This is a genomic window from Pedobacter sp. CG_S7, assembly GCF_040544395.1.
In the GTDB taxonomy this organism is placed as follows: Bacteria; Bacteroidota; Bacteroidia; order Sphingobacteriales; family Sphingobacteriaceae; genus Pedobacter.
The window spans coordinates 67,212-83,043 of the sequence record NZ_JBEONS010000010.1; the positions used below are offsets into that span (position 1 = coordinate 67,212).

The following is a 15,832-nucleotide window of genomic DNA, read 5'->3' on the forward strand; positions in this document are numbered from 1 at the left end:
AGCTCTTTTAATAATAATTTAAAAATATACTATGTCAGTTTTAGTCTATATAGAACAAGCCGATGGCAAATTTAAGAAATCAGGTTATGAAGCCGTTTCTTATGCGAAAGCAATTGCCGATGCACAGGGAACTAATTTAACCGCAATTTCTATCGGTAATGTTGGTGATGGTGAACTTAAAGAATTAGGTAAATATGGTGCATCAAAAGTTTTGAATGTTACATCAGATCAGTTGAGTAGCTTTGTAAACCAGGCTTATGCTTCAGTTATTGCAGCAGGTGCTGCAAAAGAAAATGCCGATATTGTGGTATTGTCTAACTCTTTCTCTGGAAAAGGTTTGGCTCCACGTATTGCTGTAAAACTTACTGCAGGTTTAATTGACGGAGCAATAGAATTACCGCAAACAGAAGGCGGAAAATTTCATGTTAAGAAAACTGCTTTTTCAGGAAAAGCTTTCGCTATTACCGAATTAACTTCGGCAAACAAAGTTATAGCTTTAAACCCTAATGCTTTTGGCGTTAAAGAATTACCTGTTGAAGCTGTTATTGAAGCATTTACTCCAGAAGTTAAAGCAACAGATTTAGTGGCCATTGTAAAGGAAATTATAAGGGCTACAGATAAAATATCTTTACCAGATGCTGAATTGGTTGTTTCTGCAGGAAGAGGACTAAAAGGACCAGAAAACTGGGGAATGATTGAAGAGCTGGCAACATTGCTGGGTGCAGCTACGGCTTGTTCTAAGCCAGTTTCTGATGCTGATTGGAGACCACATGCAGAACACGTTGGACAAACAGGGATAACAGTTAGTCCGAATTTATATATTGCTATAGGTATTTCGGGTGCAATACAGCACTTAGCCGGTGTAAGTTCTTCAAAAGTTATCGTTGTTATCAATAAAGATCCGGAAGCACCTTTCTTCAAAGTTGCAGATTACGGAATTGTAGGCGATGCATTTGAAGTAGTACCTAAATTAATCGAGGCTTTAAAGGCACATAAAGGATAATAATACCATGCAGGCGAAAGTCTGCATGGTGTTTTTTAATATGAAAAAAGTAAAACTTGACATTATAGGATTATCCTATAGCCAAACACAATCAGGTGCTTATGCACTGGTATTGGGAGAAGTAAATGGAAGAAGACGTCTTCCTATTATTATAGGTGCGTTCGAAGCACAGGCAATTGCCATTGAAATAGAGAAAATGACACCAAGTAGGCCATTAACTCATGATTTATTCAAATCTTTTGCACAAGCTTACCAGATACAAATACAAGAAATATTAATCTATAACCTGGTTGACGGTGTTTTCTTTGCTAAATTAATTTGTACGGATGGTCAGAATGTGCGGGAAATTGATGCAAGAACATCAGATGCTATTGCTCTGGCGGTTCGCTTCAAAGCCGCTATTTATACCTATGAATTTATTATTTCTTCTGCAGGTATCGTGATAGAAGGAAATGACTTGCTTTTCTTAGAGAACATGGATAGTATGGCTAAAGAAAAAGGTTCTGAGGACATATCCACATCCATACCGGGCACAAATTACAAGTCATTGAGTGTAGAAGAATTACAGCAAAAACTTCAGGAGGCAATTACTGACGAAGCCTATGAAAAAGCTGCCCGAATTAGAGATGAATTAAACAAAAGAAATACGCTGTAAGCTTCATTTCTCATTGACCTTAATAAATAGTATTATATTCAATTTAATTTAAAAATTAAACTCAACCATTATTATGAATGTTAAGGCTCGCTTAACTCTAATGAATTTTTTGCAATTTTTTATATGGGGTTCCTGGCTGCTAACAATCGGAGTTTATTGGTTTCAAAACAAGCAATGGTCAGGTACTGAATTTGGTGTGATTTTCTCTACAATGGGTATAGCGTCCATTTTTATGCCGGCTATTACCGGTATTATTTCAGATCGTTATATTAATGCTGAAAAATTATATGGAACCATGCATATTCTGGCTTCTATAGTTCTTTTTTGCCTGCCCATGGTTGATAACCCTTCTACCTTTTTCTGGGTTATCCTTTTGAACATGATATTTTATATGCCTACACTATCGTTGTCAATCACTGTAGCCTATTCTGCATTAAAAAACGATAAAAAAGATGTTGTTAAACATTACCCACCAATTAGAATCTGGGGTACTATAGGTTTCATAGCGGCATTATGGACGGTTAGTTTATCAGGAAATGAAGCTTCAGCGAATCAATTTTACATCGCTTCTGGAGTTTCTTTGATTTTAGGAATCTATGCCTTTACCTTACCTAAATGCCCTCCACTGGCTGATAGAGAAAACACAAAATCTTTTGTTGATTCTCTTGGCTTAAAGGCTTTTGCCTTACTAAAGCAAAAGAAATTCGCTGTTTTCTTTATATTCTCCATGCTTTTAGGCGCAGCATTACAACTAACCAATGCTTATGGTGATACTTTTTTGCATGATTTTAAAAACGTACCAGCCTTTAAAGATCTTCTTGCTGTAAAATATCCAGCAATTATTATGTCTATATCTCAAATTTCTGAAACACTGTTTATTTTAGCAATACCATTTTTTTTGAGGAGATTTGGTATAAAATACGTGATGCTTTTCAGCATGTTAGCATGGGTATTGAGATTTGGTTTATTTGCTTTTGGAGATCCCGCAGGTGGCTTATGGATGATTATTCTATCCTGCATTATTTATGGTATGGCTTTTGATTTTTTTAATATTTCTGGTTCCTTATTTGTTGAAACACAAGTTGATGAAAAAATGAGGGGAAGTGCACAGGGATTATTTATGATGATGGTAAATGGCTTTGGTGCCCTTTTTGGTAGTTTTGCCAGCGGAATGATCATTGACCATTTTTTTACTTTTGCAGATCAAAGCAAAGATTGGACAAATATCTGGCTGAGTTTTGCTGCTTACACTTTAGCACTTGCTGTAGTTTTTCCATTCATTTTTAAATACAAACATAATCACGCAGAGGAAACTGCAATTAAAGCATTGGGCCACTAATGACTAACTATTTGTCATTACCTATTCATTGTGGTGATACTTGCAATAATGTTGTTAAAAAAATAAGTCTATAAAAAAACCGATGTTAGCGGCTAACATCGGTTTTTTTATAGACCAAAGAAAAACTACCTGTTTTCGATAGTCACAAAATCTCTATTCGTATGTCCTACGTAAATTTGACGCGGACGGCCTATAGGATCTTTATTTTCATGCATTTCTTTCCATTGCGCTATCCAACCTGGTAAACGACCTAAAGCGAATAACACAGTGAACATATCTGTAGGGAAACCCAAAGCTCTGTAAATGATACCCGAGTAAAAATCAACATTAGGGTATAATTTACGTTCTACAAAGTATGCGTCGTTAAGAGCGGCTTCTTCGAGTTTTTTTGCAATTTCTAAAACAGGATCATTAATACCCAGTTTTTCTAAAATATCATCACAAGCTTTTTTAATGATTTTAGCTCTTGGATCGAAGTTTTTATATACCCTATGACCAAAACCCATCATGCGGAAAGGATCATTTTTATCTTTAGCCTTGTTAATCCATTTTTCTGTATCACCTCCATCGGCTTTAATTAACTCTAGCATTTCAATTACAGCCTGATTTGCACCACCATGTAAAGGACCCCAAAGCGCTCCTATACCTGCAGATACGGAAGCATAAAGATTACAGTCAGATGAACCTACCATTCTAACAGTCGATGAAGAGCAATTTTGCTCATGATCTGCATGAAGGATCAATAAAGTATTCATGGCACTAACTACAACAGGATCAATCTCCACTTCTTCAGTACGCTGTCCAAAGATCATGTTTATGAAATTGGTAACGTAGTCATATTTATTCTTAGGGTAAATAAGTGGATGACCTAAAGATTTCTTATAAATAAAAGAAACAATTGTAGGTAATTTAGCCAATAACTTAATCATGGTTAAATCCATTGTTTCCGGTACAGAATTGGCTATCAGGGATTCAGGATAAAAAGTAGAAAGAGAGCAAACCAACGAAGCAAGCTGTGCCATAGGGTGAGATTTAGACGGATACCCATCTAAAAATTTCTTCATGTCCTCATGAATGAGGGTATGATTTCTAATTTGTGATTGAAAACCGTCCAATTCTTCCTTTTTTGGAAGGTCACCATAGATTAACAAATAAGCAACTTCAAGAAAAGTTGATTTCTCTGCAAGCTCTTCGATAGAATAACCACGGTATTTTAAAATGCCCTCTTCGCCATCTAAAAAAGTAATGGCACTTTTTGTAGAACCCGTGTTCTTGTATCCAAAATCCAGGGTAATGTAACCTGTCTGTTCTCTTAATTTTGAAATATCTATTGACTTCTCGCCCTCCGTACCTGTAATAACCGGGAATTCATATACTTTTCCGTCAATCTTAATTTCTGCAATCTCTGACATATCTTATAATTTATATAACAAAACTAATTAATCTATTTTACTTGTTGGTTAACAACTGTAAGTTCTTCTATTACTGCACCGCATTCCATCATTTCATCTCCATAATAAGGATTTTTAATTTCTTTATGAGCAGACAGCCAATCACCACCATCGCCATTGTTGGCCATCGGACAATGTTGCACATAGATCGTTCCTTCTTTTAAATCGGCGTGCTTAAACATAGCAATAACATCAGCACTCAAGGAAGTAAATTCTTTCCTTTGTTCTTTTAAATCTTTAGCAGTATTGATCTTATTTGCTATCAGTGCAGTGCTCTCGCAACCTTTAAAGGCGTTCAGTTTACCTGACAATTCATTTGCAGCCACACGGGCATCTTTTTCATTTCCATTAACCAATGCATCTTTGAGTACAATGTACCCAGCAAAAATTGCTTGTACTGTAGGGTCTTTTAAGCTCACGGTTTTTGCAACCAACGAAGTCGTTACGGCTGTACTGTCACCTACCTTAGCAGTATCTTGCGAAGGGTTTCCACAAGAAGCCATCGCAAGTAAAAGTACAGCACCAATATATTTATTCATAAACTCTTTTTTTTGCTCAAAATAGCATTTTAAATTTGAATAAATAAAAAAAGCCCTTGAAAAAATTCAGGGGCTTAAATGCTTTGTGAGTTAAATATTACAATTTAAAACCATAAGCTAAACGTAAAGCGATATGACTAACATTTTTTTCATAAACTGAAGTTGCAGTTCTTGCACTTGAAATACCTTCATATTTAACACCAAGGTCTAAGCCACTGCTCCAAGCATAACCAACAGCAGGAGAGTATAAAAATCCAGTTTTAGCTTGATCAGAAACACCGAAAGCAGCACCAAGTTCTCCTAAGGCGTAAAGACCAGAGCCTGTTTCGTTAAGAAAAACCTTAACACCTGCTTTTACTGGAATATAACCGTAATCCTGTTTAATTTCTGGTGAGTTATCTTTAGAAAAGAAATGCGTATAACCAACGGTTACAGGAATGGAAATTTGTTTTGATACATCAAATTGTAAACGAGCATCAGCTCCTAGTGTAAAATTATATTGATCGGTAGTGGGTATACCGGCATTGATTCCTATACCTAATTTTGGTTTTTGTGCATTTACGCTTGTTGTAAAAAATAAGGCTACTGCAGCTGCTGCAGTGGCTAAAAATTTAGTAGTTGTTTTCATATCTATTTGACTTCGTTTAAATAAATCAGTTTTAAACCTGATATTACTACATAAACAAATTGCATGCCACTGTAGAATAATGTTTAATTAATTACATTTAAAGCAGAAAATGATCATTATAGCGTTCAATGGCCCTATATTCCATATTATCTTCCTGTTCTATATCAAACCAATGAATTTTAACGCCATCCTTTTCCATCTTTCTAAAGAAAGTCATCTGTCGCTTAGCGTATTGACAAATAGCAGTATATAAGCTTTCTCTAAATTTTGTATAATCAATATCACCTGAAAGGTAAGCCACTACAAATTTATACTCTAACCCATAAAACACCAATATTTCTTTACTTACACCATTGGCAATTAATGATTGTACTTCCTCTACCAGTCCTTCTTTCAACCTTTGCTCTAATCTCTCCATTATTCTGTTTCTTCGGGATTCAACGCTGGAAGTTAAGCCAATGACGAGTGCGTTGATTTCAATTCTAGGTTTTGCAACAAACTTGTGGTTTTTTAAATAAATTGCAATTTCAATAGCCCTTATCAAACGTTTATGGGTAGACTGATCAGCATGTTGCCTTGAAGAAAGTGGGAAAGTAAGTAATAAGGTTTGTAATTGGGGTAAATTAAAACTGTATAATTTTTCCCTCAAAGCCTCATTTACAGGAATAGCTGTAAATTCATGCTGTTGCAGTAAACTATGAATATACATTCCGGTTCCACCACAAAGAATCGGTAATTTATGTTGTGCAGACAAGGAGTTAAATACCTGATAAAAATCTTCTTTAAAGGCATCAACCTGGTAACGATTTCCTGGCGCTATATGGTCAATTAAATGATAAGAAATAGCTTTACCATTGATTATGTATTCCTTTAAGTCCTTCCCCGTCCCAATATCCATCCCTTTAAAAATCTGGCGACTATCAGCACTGATTATTTCTCCATTTAAGGCATGTGCAAGTGCCACTGCAAGTTTAGTTTTACCTGAAGCAGTAGGACCCAACACAATTAGCAAAGGCTTTTTTGACATCTATAGAACGAGTACGTATTTTAAATTTCCGGTATTAAACACTTCAATGTATTGATTGATGGCACCCCCCTGCTGCTGTACTGGTTTACGGTGGGTAAAATAGCGTTGTAAAGTTTCCTGATCAAGGTATAATATCGCCGGAGAAGTTTCTGCTTTTAATTTAAAGCCCGAAGACAAGTAACTTTTTCCAATAGACCAATCACGGTCTGCATAACTCATCACATCGTTTGGAGCAATAGCTTTCACATAATGTTTTAGGAGTTTGCTTAGTCCCCCTATTACAGTAAAATTCTCTTTTGTGGCAAAGCGGATTAGCTCAGTAGAGGTATAATCTGCACCCATTTTGTTCATTTTTCTTTTATTACTAAAGGTAGCCACTGCTACCAATTCATTTTCATAAACTAAACCGTACCTGTACCTAGCCCCTACATCTCCTTGTAAATGGTATTGATTTAGGAATGCTGCTGCATCAATTTTAGAGATCTTTTCTATCGATGTACTTCGGCCATGTATACGTTTATTTAATCCCAGTATAGCTTTAATTCTATTGATGACTTGAGTCTTTTTGGTTAAAAACACATCTTGCCATAAGTGAATTACCTGAATATTTTTTTCTTGATAATGTTGTTGTAAAACAATGAATTTTTCGGGAACAAAATCTTGTTCAAGAGAAACCAGATTAAGGATTAACTTCCCATTTCCAATTAATAATAAGTAAAAATACTCGTGGATTAGCGCTTCCGCCTGAATATCTTGATCAATTAATAAATTTTCTACTGATGTAAGCCAGTCTGCTTTTAGATCCCCCATTGCTGATCAGGATAATGTAAACCAACCAGTACAGCGTCACCTGATTGAGGAATGGTAACGCTAAGGTTTTTCTTTTCAGCCGCTTTTACAAAGTTAATAACAGGTTCATTCCAATCATGCATGGCTAAAGTATATTTTCCCCAGTATATAGGCATTAAAACTTTAGCTTTTAAATCAAGTGCTACCTGTACGGTTTCCTTTAGAAATAGGTGAATAAATGGCCAACAGGCATCACCCCAAATCAGTTCTTTAATCTTTTCTGCAGAAATTTTCCAATACTTTAAATGTGCCCCAACACTTAGAGAATCAACTAAGATATTTATTCCATTAACCTGTAGCAGGTAAGAAGAATGACCGAACCACCGAATTATCTTCCAGTAACTTACCTCATCAGGTTTCATTGGTGTGGGAGAAAGATTTTGAATTGCTCCGTTTTGAAAATTATAAAGCAGCATAATGCGCACTAAACGATCACCAGCAGGCTTTTCACCGAAGAAAGGTCTACTTAATAAAAAATAGGCTGCTAAGGCTATAACCAATAGAACAACCAGCGAAATATACATAGTTATTTCTTTTTACTTAGGAAATAGTCGATTTTTTGGAGTAATTCTTCCATATCAAAAGGTTTTTCCAGAAAGTCATCTGCACCTGCCTCTTTTGCCGAGCGTTCTAATTCTGTGCTTGCAGAAATCATTATAATAGGCATATCTTTAGTTAGTTCTTTTGATTTTAATTGCTTACAAACATCACGACCATCAGTACCAGACATCCAAATATCAAGCAAAAGAAGGTCTGGAAAGCTATCTTTCATTTCTAAAACAGTAGCACCATTTGAGGTTGAGTTTACTTCATACCCTCCAAATTCTAACATCGCTTCTACAGCATCTAAAATTCCCGGATCATCATCAGCGATCATTATTTTTTTTTGTTTGCTCATCTATTTTTTCATGGAAGGAGGAATATGTAGCCTTTATCCCCAAAATAAGGACAATTTAAACCTATTCTGGAGATAACAACTTATGTCAAAAATAGTACCATAAAAGAAATATTTCGAAGAAACTATTTTGTTACAGTTTCCATTTTATTTAGCAAACTTGCACCTGCTGTCAGTAATTCATTTGTAATTGTCCGTGTATATTCCGTTATTTCTGCTTTAAAATCCACTACAGAAGCACCCGTCCTAATTTCTTCTAAACGCTTTTCCCATTGCCCAGTTAATTCTGCCTGGGCAATCTTTTGATCTTTGACAACGTCATATACTGCAAGACCTTTTTTACTTGGAATAAGGTTTCTTTTTTCTCTGGTAATGTACTCCCTTGTTATTAAAGTTTCAATTATTGATGCACGAGTTGCCGGAGTACCTAAACCAGTGTCTTTCATTGCATAACGAAGCTCTTCATCTTCAATTTCTTTACCTGAAGTTTCCAGTGCTTTTAATAAGGAAGCTTCATTAAACATTGGCTTTGGCTTAGTTTGTTTTTCAAGTAAAGCCTTATCTGCAATAGGCAGAAGTTCTCCAGCTTTCACTTTGGGTAGAGAAGGATTATCTTCGTCTTTTTTATCCTCTTCATTATCATTCCAAACTGCCCGCCATCCTGCTGACCGAATTACAGTTCCGTTGGCAATAAATACAGATCCTGCAGCTATAGTGATTTTTGTAATTTCTTTAATGCACTCTTTATGAAAAGCCTCAAGCATTCGTCCAACCACCATATCATAAATAGCTTGCTTATCGGCACTTAAGTTATACGCTGGCTCACCAGTAGGTAAAACGGCATGGTGATCAGTAACCTTTTTTGCATTTACACTTCGTTTATTTAAAGAGACTGTTAATAAAAATTCAGCCTGCTTTCCAAAATCAGGATGTGAACGCGCTTTTTCTATTAAGTTAGGGATTCCGGCAAAAACATCATCCCCGATATACCTACTACCAGTTCTTGGGTAGGAAACTAATTTACTTTCATATAGATTTTGGAGCAAACCAAGCGTTTGGTCGGCGGTAAACCCTTTTTTCTTATTAGCCTCTTGCTGTAAGCTACTTAAATCATGTAAAAGTGGTGGGGGTTCTTTTCTAGGTTTAGCTTCGACATCCACAATTTCAGCACCAAATGGGTATCCAGACTTAACATCCTTAATTTTTTCAAAAAGCACTTCTGCATCATCCTTCTTATCAAAATTATTGACGGAAATGGCTTTGAAAAACTGTCCGTCTTTATCCAACAGTATGCTGAGCTGGTAATATTTCTGGGGCACAAAATTCGTAGACTCCAGATATCTGGCACAAATCATAGCTAAAGTAGGTGTTTGAACTCTACCTAAAGACAATACAGACCTCGAGCCTGCAGAAATACTCAAAGCTTGGGTTGCATTCATTCCTACCAACCAATCTGATTCTGAGCGACAATGGGCAGAATTAAAAAGTGTATCGTAATCTGTACCCGGCTTTAAATTTCTAAAACCATCTTTAATAGCTTCATCTGTTTGTGAAGATATCCATAACCTTTTAAAAGGTTTTTTACACTTTAAAAAATAATATATATAGCGGAAAATGAGCTCACCTTCCCGTCCAGCATCCGTGGCCACGATAATTTCTGTAGCTTCATCAAATAATTGTTTAATGATATCCAATTGCTTTTTTACAGAAGGATCATCAACGAAGCCATCTTTTGTTTTAACCTTTCGAATGGCGAGTTTAAATTTTTTGGGTAACATAGGCAAATGTTGCCTGCGCCAGCCAATAAAACCATACTCCTGTGGAGGCGCTAGCTGTAAAAGGTGCCCGAAGGCCCAGGTAAAAGAATAACCTCTACCCTCAATATACCCATTCCTCTTTGTAGTTGCCCCAAAAACCTTCGCTAGTTCCCGAGCAACAGAGGGCTTTTCTGCAATTACAACTTTCATTTAATGTGGTTAAGTCCGGACGGACAAATTTCATTAAAAATATCTTAAAAAAAGCAAATGTTAACAATTTACAATTCACTTAAATTAAGAATGTTAGGCAAAAATTAGTTATTCAAAAATATTCAATGCCAATTTAAAGGTATTGCAATGCGCATCAACAATATCTTTGATCTGTGGAGAATAGCCTCCACCCATACTTATTTGCAGTGGAATATTGCGGTCTTTGCAGGCTTGCAAAACCAGTCTGTCTCTTTCTTTACAGCCCTCTTTTGTTAAACTAAGTTTACCCAATTTATCAGTCTCCAATACATCTACCCCTGCAAGGTAAAACACAAAATCTGGTTGGTGTTGTTCAAATAATACAAGGAGTAGCCCCGTTAATTTAGACAGAAAAACTTCATCACCTATTCCATCTTCAAGCGGTACATCTAAATCAGACAGTTCTTTTCTAAATGGGAAATTCTTCTCACCATGCATCGAGAAAGTAAAAACCCTAGGTTCATTTTGAAAGATTTCTGCAGTACCATTACCTTGGTGTACATCTAAATCAATAATTAAGATTCGATTAGCTAGTTTATTATTTAACAAGTAATTAGCAGCAATAGCTTGATCATTCAACATACAAAAACCTTCACCCCAAAAACTTCCAGCATGATGAGTTCCACCGGCAACATTAAAAGCTACACCATTGTATATGGCAAATAAAGCTGCATCAATAGTTCCCTGTGCAATTCTCATTTCACGCTCCAACAATTGAGCATTTAAAGGAAAGCCGATACGTCTTTGGTCTTTAGCGGTTAATGTAAAATCCCTTAATGCTTCCCAATATTGCTTTTGATGAGTTAGCAAAATAATGCTTTCTAGTATGGGGTCCGGTTCAAAAAGGTAATCGTTGGTAATTAAACCTTGGTGGAGCAACTGTGCTGGAATAAGCTCGTATTTCAACATTGGGAAACGATGTCCCTCAGGTAAAGGATGTGCGTAAAGCTTATGCCAGGCAATTTTAATCATTTACAATAAAATTTCTGCCGTGTAGCGTTTAATGTTAGTACAAATATCATCAAGGGGTAAGTCATTCGCATCCAACCCAAAAGGATTTTCTATTTGCTCTGCAATAAGCTCTAAACTCGCCAAAACATACAAAATGAAGGGAATGATGGGCACCATATAATAACCAAGACTAAGCACTAAGCCAAAAGGTAAAGTAATAACATAGAAGAAAACGAACTTTTTAATAAAAGCACTGTCTTCCCCGTCAATACCCAAGGCATTAATTTTAATCGCAAAATTCCGGCTAACATTAACCAGGCTCCCTAATAATTTCCTACCTTCCCACCACCTGTCGTACGAGGTATTTGTTCTAAACACCAATAACATTGAAATGACGAAACCTAGCAAACTGTGCATCATCCCGATGTTCTTGGCATAAGGAGTTTGAGAAAGTTCGAGATAATTCAAGCCTAGGAAAGCTACAATAGTAGAAAAAACAGCTATTGCAGCCATAATTTGCCAAAGTTTTCTAAACGTATCTGCCTTATGAAGATGAAAGACAAAGGCGAACCATTCTTTTGGATTATAGTTAATCATTAGTGAGGGAATTCATGAGCCAAATATCATAAAATTTTCTACCTATTATGCTTACTTACAAATTTATTACCCTTAACATAGAACCTCCACGGCAACAAAGCATGATCTGCAGCATAAGCAACACCTATTCGGGGAGCGGCCACAATATGATCATCAGGAATAAAAATGCCATTATCTTCAATCCATATTTCATCCCCTAAAAGATCCTTTCCATTCAAACTACAGTCAATTCCCAATGCCTTAGCCATTGCACCAGGACCTGCAGTAAGATTAGGTTTGAGTTGAGGCATATTCCTCCGGCGCAGCATAACTTCCAAACCTACTGTAGGCTCCACTCCTCTTATTAAAACAGCTTGAGGAATATTTTCAGGGCCAGTAACTACATTAAATAAATGATGAATGCCATAACATAAATAAACATAAGATAGTCCCCCGGGAGCATACATAGTTTGAGTTCTGTTTGTCATTTTGCCGCCGTAAGCATGAGACGCTTTATCTAATATGCCATTATATGCTTCCGTTTCAACAATGGTTCCTCCAGTAAGTTCACAACCAATAAAAGTAAACAATTGCTTACCCAATAATTGTTGAGCTAAATCTGTTACAACCTCATTACGATAAAAATAAAAGGGTAATTTAGGCATTAATTAGCTTCATTAATTTATTAAGATAAATAGCATCAACTGCATCAAAGTGAGATAAATATTCACTATCAATATCCAACACACCCATAACCACATTATCTTTAAATAATGGCAATACAATTTCAGATTTAGAGGCAGAACTGCAGGCAATATGACCGGGAAAAGCATCAACATCAGGAACAATTAAAGTTTCTTCCCTTTCCCAGGAAGCACCACACACACCTCTGCCTTTTTTTATGCGTGTACAAGCAACAGGACCTTGGAAAGGCCCCAAAATCAACTCCTCATTTTTCACCAGGTAAAACCCTACCCAAAGCCATTTGAATTGTTCTTTCAAAGCAGCAGTAATATTACCAAGGTTAGCAATCAAATCATTTTCACCAGAAATCAATGCTTCAATCTGAGGTAGTAACGATTGATATTGGGTTTCTTTATGATTACCCTCTATAATTTTTAAATCATCAGCCATAGTGTAAATTATTAGATGCAAAGCTAAATAATATCTCACATCCAATAGTCCTAATCCTGTTAAAAGCCTAAAAATTATTAGATTTGATGTTAACTAACATTAATATCATGCAAATGAATAAAAAAACCTTACTATTTACCGCACTATTGGTGTTCGGTATCCTGCAATCTGGTTACACACCACCAGAGGAAGGAATGTTTCCACTAAGTGAGCTGCACAAGCTTGATTTAAAGAAAGCTGGATTAAAGATAGATCAAAAAGAAATTTATAATCCAAATGGAACCAGTCTGGTTGATGCTTTGGTAAACGTTGGCGGATGTACAGGATCTTTCATTTCCAATGAAGGATTAATCATCACCAATCACCATTGTGCATTTAGTGCCGTACAATTGGCAAGCACACCTGAAAATGATTACTTAAATAAAGGTTTAGTAGCCAAATCAAAAGAAGAAGAAATTGAAGCAAAAGGATTAACTTGTCGCATTACCGACAGTTATGAAGATGTTTCTAACCGTGTTCTTGGAGCAGTTGCACAAATAACAGATCCTTCTTCAAGGTTACAGCTAATTAACAATACCATGAAAAACATTGTTAACGAAGCAGAGCAAAAAGACCCAACAATTAAGGCAGAAGTATCAGAAATGTTTATAGGCAAAACCTATGTCCTATTTCGATATAAAACCATACTAGATGTAAGATTAGTGTATGTTCCGAACAGACAAATTGGAGAATTTGGCGGTGAAACCGACAACTGGGTGTGGCCACGCCACACTGGAGATTTCTCTTTTATGCGCGCCTACGTAAGTAAAGATGGTAAGCCTACTAAATACTCAAAAGACAATGTCCCATATACCCCAAAGAAATTCCTAAAAGTTAATGCCAATGGCACTGACGAAGAAGATTTCGTGTTTATTTTAGGCTATCCTGGCCGTACTTTCCGTCACCGTCCTTCCGAATTCATAACTTACCAGCAAAAATTCGTATTACCTTATACCTCAGAACTATATGATTTCCAAAACCAGACCATGGAAAATGCAGGGAAGAAGGATAAGCGCATAGAAATAAAGCTGGCAACACGCATTAAAAGAAATGCCAACGTGATGAAAAACTATCGTGGAAAATTACAAGGCTTAAGAGGCATTGATCTTATTGGACAGAAAAAACAAGAAGATGCTGCCCTGGCCGAATTCATCAACAATAACGTAGCGGAGAAAGCAAAATACGGCAACTTGATGAAAGATATTGACGAATTGTATAAAGTAATTAACGGTGATGCTAATCGCGACCTTTGGTTATCACAAATATACAACTCAACTAGTTTGTTGGCAGTATCCAGAAACATCAACAACTTTAAAACAGCACTTGATGCACAGCCAGCAGCACAAAAGCAAGGCTTTTTTGATCAAAACATCAATCAGGTTAAACAAGCTCTTTCTAATAGCTATAGCTCCTTTGAACTCGATGTTGATAAAACTATCCTTAAAAGAATGCTGAATGATGCTGCCGCTTTTTCACCACAGCAAAAAGTAAATGCAGTGAACAAAATCACCAGCAAAGGAAGTAACAGCGCAGCGCTTATTGATCAGTTCATCAAGCACACTTTTGAGTTGAGTAAACTTAAAAATCAGGATTACGTACTCAATATCTTACTTAAAAACCCTAAATCTATAAGTGCTTATCAGGATGCCTTACTCCAGTTAGAGCAAGATTTGAATAAGCAAATTGCAGCACTTAAACCAGAAAAAGATCGCAGAGAAGGCTTACTGAATAAGTTAATGGGCGACTATGTGAACGTAAAAGAGAAGTTTTTAAAGAAGGACTTCATTCCAGATGCCAACAGTACTTTACGCCTTACCTATGGTTATGTAAGAGGATATTGGCCTGCTGATGCAACCTATATGAAACCTTACACCACTATTAAAGGTATAATAGAAAAAGGTGCCACTGGAAACCCTGATTTTGGCTATCCGGAAACCATTAAAACTTTATGGAATGCAAAAGATTTCGGCCCCTTCGCAAAGAAAGACCTAAATGATGTACCAGTATCTTTTCTATATAACATGGACACCACTGGTGGGAATTCAGGATCACCAATTATGAATGCCAATGGCGAGTTAATTGGCGTTAATTTTGACCGTGCCTACGGTGCCACCATTAATGATTATGCATGGAACGAAAGTTACAGTCGCTCTATTGGTGTTGATATTCGCTATGTACTTTGGGTAGCAACTAAAATTGACAAAGCAGATTTCCTGATCAAGGAAATAGGCATTAAGTTATAATAAAAATTACCTGAGCCATCCTTTCTAAAGAGAGGATGGCTTTTTTTTTACTATATAAACTCACAAAAAAAATCTATAAGAAATGAGAATAATCGCCGAATTACCCCATCCAAAATGCAAGATTACGCTGTTCAATATGAACCAAAAATACATCGTCAAGTTTGAACAAGGAACCCTCGAACAAAGCTATAAACTTTCCGAACTTGACCTATCCGGTGGCGGAGCAAATGAGATCTTTCAAATCCTTGATGAAGCCTTCATAGCTACTGTAATTGAGCGATTCAAATCAATGAGAACTGACTTTTTAGCAGCATACAAAAGACAGCAGTAATTATTTATATAAACCACTTAACTTACTGTAGGTAAATAGAAAACATCTTTAAACAGAATTATATTTTGCTAAACAAAGAGAATTAACGCTACCTAAAACCTTACAGTCAAATAAAAAGTTCAACTAAGTATATATAACTAATTGATTAACAATAAATAAAATAACA

The 15,832-nt window shown here is 36.2% G+C and carries 17 protein-coding genes; 5 read left to right on the forward strand and 12 right to left on the reverse strand.

The genetic code is table 11. The features are described 5' to 3' along the window. Window positions 1–31 precede the first annotated feature (31 nt). The 3 genes from AAKU52_RS07850 (at window position 32) to AAKU52_RS07860 (ending at window position 2,997) form a co-directional block, all read left to right on the forward strand. Window positions 32–1,003 (forward strand): electron transfer flavoprotein subunit alpha/FixB family protein, encoded by a 972-nt coding sequence (locus AAKU52_RS07850; RefSeq protein WP_354332012.1) that lies wholly within the window; start codon window positions 32–34, stop codon window positions 1,001–1,003. A gap of 40 nt (window positions 1,004–1,043) precedes the next feature. Beyond that, window positions 1,044–1,658 carry a bifunctional nuclease family protein gene (locus tag AAKU52_RS07855; RefSeq protein WP_354332014.1) on the forward strand — a complete coding sequence of 205 codons (615 nt, stop codon included), beginning with the start codon at window positions 1,044–1,046 and terminating at the stop codon, window positions 1,656–1,658. A 73-nt stretch (window positions 1,659–1,731) separates the two neighbouring features. After that, entirely contained in the window at window positions 1,732–2,997 is a 1,266-nt protein-coding gene (locus tag AAKU52_RS07860) for a nucleoside permease (protein WP_354332016.1), read from the forward strand. Window positions 2,998–3,122: 125 nt separating this feature from the next. Here the strand turns inward: AAKU52_RS07860 and AAKU52_RS07865 are convergent, their stop codons facing one another. From AAKU52_RS07865 to msrC, 12 genes are all read right to left on the reverse strand, one after another. Further along, window positions 3,123–4,409 carry a citrate synthase gene (locus AAKU52_RS07865; protein WP_354332018.1) on the reverse strand — a complete coding sequence of 429 codons (1,287 nt, stop codon included), beginning with the start codon at window positions 4,407–4,409 and terminating at the stop codon, window positions 3,123–3,125. Between the two features lie 32 nt (window positions 4,410–4,441). Further along, the gene (locus AAKU52_RS07870) at window positions 4,442–4,987 is read right to left on the reverse strand and encodes a DUF3347 domain-containing protein (protein ID WP_354332020.1); all 546 of its coding nucleotides are present in this window, start codon (window positions 4,985–4,987) and stop codon (window positions 4,442–4,444) included. A 97-nt stretch (window positions 4,988–5,084) separates the two neighbouring features. Next, window positions 5,085–5,615, reverse strand: coding sequence for an outer membrane beta-barrel protein (locus tag AAKU52_RS07875; RefSeq protein WP_354332022.1), 531 nt, complete (start codon window positions 5,613–5,615; stop codon window positions 5,085–5,087). A 97-nt stretch (window positions 5,616–5,712) separates the two neighbouring features. Further along, entirely contained in the window at window positions 5,713–6,642 is a 930-nt protein-coding gene (gene miaA / locus AAKU52_RS07880; RefSeq protein ID WP_354332024.1) for a tRNA (adenosine(37)-N6)-dimethylallyltransferase MiaA, read from the reverse strand. After that, window positions 6,643–7,452 (reverse strand): hypothetical protein, encoded by an 810-nt coding sequence (locus AAKU52_RS07885; RefSeq protein WP_354332026.1) that lies wholly within the window; start codon window positions 7,450–7,452, stop codon window positions 6,643–6,645. It lies immediately after the preceding gene. Beyond that, window positions 7,440–8,015 (reverse strand): MBL fold metallo-hydrolase, encoded by a 576-nt coding sequence (locus AAKU52_RS07890; RefSeq protein WP_354332028.1) that lies wholly within the window; start codon window positions 8,013–8,015, stop codon window positions 7,440–7,442. The genes AAKU52_RS07885 and AAKU52_RS07890 overlap by 13 nt, the downstream gene beginning before the upstream one ends. 2 nt (window positions 8,016–8,017) lie before the next feature. Next, window positions 8,018–8,389 carry a response regulator gene (locus AAKU52_RS07895; protein ID WP_354332031.1) on the reverse strand — a complete coding sequence of 124 codons (372 nt, stop codon included), beginning with the start codon at window positions 8,387–8,389 and terminating at the stop codon, window positions 8,018–8,020. 122 nt (window positions 8,390–8,511) lie between these two features. Further along, window positions 8,512–10,353, reverse strand: a complete 1,842-nt coding sequence (gene topB, locus AAKU52_RS07900) for a DNA topoisomerase III (RefSeq protein ID WP_354332033.1) — start codon at window positions 10,351–10,353, stop codon at window positions 8,512–8,514. Between the two features lie 108 nt (window positions 10,354–10,461). Further along, complete coding sequence (locus tag AAKU52_RS07905) at window positions 10,462–11,364, reverse strand: histone deacetylase family protein (protein ID WP_354332035.1); 903 nt, start codon at window positions 11,362–11,364, stop codon at window positions 10,462–10,464. Next, complete coding sequence (locus AAKU52_RS07910; RefSeq protein WP_354332037.1) at window positions 11,365–11,940, reverse strand: bestrophin family protein; 576 nt, start codon at window positions 11,938–11,940, stop codon at window positions 11,365–11,367. A 38-nt stretch (window positions 11,941–11,978) separates the two neighbouring features. Beyond that, window positions 11,979–12,584 (reverse strand): DNA-3-methyladenine glycosylase, encoded by a 606-nt coding sequence (locus AAKU52_RS07915; protein ID WP_354332039.1) that lies wholly within the window; start codon window positions 12,582–12,584, stop codon window positions 11,979–11,981. Continuing rightward, entirely contained in the window at window positions 12,577–13,053 is a 477-nt protein-coding gene (gene msrC / locus AAKU52_RS07920) for a free L-methionine (R)-S-oxide reductase MsrC (RefSeq protein WP_354332041.1), read from the reverse strand. Before msrC ends, AAKU52_RS07915 begins: the two co-directional genes overlap by 8 nt. Window positions 13,054–13,166: 113 nt before the next feature. On the opposite strand from msrC, the gene AAKU52_RS07925 reads away from it, so the two are divergent. Beyond that, window positions 13,167–15,335, forward strand: coding sequence for a S46 family peptidase (locus tag AAKU52_RS07925; RefSeq protein WP_354332043.1), 2,169 nt, complete (start codon window positions 13,167–13,169; stop codon window positions 15,333–15,335). An 82-nt stretch (window positions 15,336–15,417) separates the two neighbouring features. Beyond that, entirely contained in the window at window positions 15,418–15,666 is a 249-nt protein-coding gene (locus AAKU52_RS07930) for a hypothetical protein (protein WP_354332045.1), read from the forward strand. Window positions 15,667–15,832 lie beyond the last annotated feature (166 nt).

What these genes read in the sequence shown, in the direction of transcription:
- AAKU52_RS07850 (WP_354332012.1), top strand. Translation starts at nt 32, where the DNA reads ATGTCAGTTTTAGTCTATATAGAACAAGCCGATGGCAAATTTAAGAAA.
- AAKU52_RS07855 (WP_354332014.1), top strand. Translation starts at nt 1,044, where the DNA reads ATGAAAAAAGTAAAACTTGACATTATAGGATTATCCTATAGCCAAACA.
- AAKU52_RS07860 (WP_354332016.1), top strand. Translation starts at nt 1,732, where the DNA reads ATGAATGTTAAGGCTCGCTTAACTCTAATGAATTTTTTGCAATTTTTT.
- AAKU52_RS07865 (WP_354332018.1), bottom strand. Translation starts at nt 4,409, where the DNA reads ATGTCAGAGATTGCAGAAATTAAGATTGACGGAAAAGTATATGAATTC.
- AAKU52_RS07870 (WP_354332020.1), bottom strand. Translation starts at nt 4,987, where the DNA reads ATGAATAAATATATTGGTGCTGTACTTTTACTTGCGATGGCTTCTTGT.
- AAKU52_RS07875 (WP_354332022.1), bottom strand. Translation starts at nt 5,615, where the DNA reads ATGAAAACAACTACTAAATTTTTAGCCACTGCAGCAGCTGCAGTAGCC.
- miaA (WP_354332024.1), bottom strand. Translation starts at nt 6,642, where the DNA reads ATGTCAAAAAAGCCTTTGCTAATTGTGTTGGGTCCTACTGCTTCAGGT.
- AAKU52_RS07885 (WP_354332026.1), bottom strand. Translation starts at nt 7,452, where the DNA reads ATGGGGGATCTAAAAGCAGACTGGCTTACATCAGTAGAAAATTTATTA.
- AAKU52_RS07890 (WP_354332028.1), bottom strand. Translation starts at nt 8,015, where the DNA reads ATGTATATTTCGCTGGTTGTTCTATTGGTTATAGCCTTAGCAGCCTAT.
- AAKU52_RS07895 (WP_354332031.1), bottom strand. Translation starts at nt 8,389, where the DNA reads ATGAGCAAACAAAAAAAAATAATGATCGCTGATGATGATCCGGGAATT.
- topB (WP_354332033.1), bottom strand. Translation starts at nt 10,353, where the DNA reads ATGAAAGTTGTAATTGCAGAAAAGCCCTCTGTTGCTCGGGAACTAGCG.
- AAKU52_RS07905 (WP_354332035.1), bottom strand. Translation starts at nt 11,364, where the DNA reads ATGATTAAAATTGCCTGGCATAAGCTTTACGCACATCCTTTACCTGAG.
- AAKU52_RS07910 (WP_354332037.1), bottom strand. Translation starts at nt 11,940, where the DNA reads ATGATTAACTATAATCCAAAAGAATGGTTCGCCTTTGTCTTTCATCTT.
- AAKU52_RS07915 (WP_354332039.1), bottom strand. Translation starts at nt 12,584, where the DNA reads ATGCCTAAATTACCCTTTTATTTTTATCGTAATGAGGTTGTAACAGAT.
- msrC (WP_354332041.1), bottom strand. Translation starts at nt 13,053, where the DNA reads ATGGCTGATGATTTAAAAATTATAGAGGGTAATCATAAAGAAACCCAA.
- AAKU52_RS07925 (WP_354332043.1), top strand. Translation starts at nt 13,167, where the DNA reads ATGAATAAAAAAACCTTACTATTTACCGCACTATTGGTGTTCGGTATC.
- AAKU52_RS07930 (WP_354332045.1), top strand. Translation starts at nt 15,418, where the DNA reads ATGAGAATAATCGCCGAATTACCCCATCCAAAATGCAAGATTACGCTG.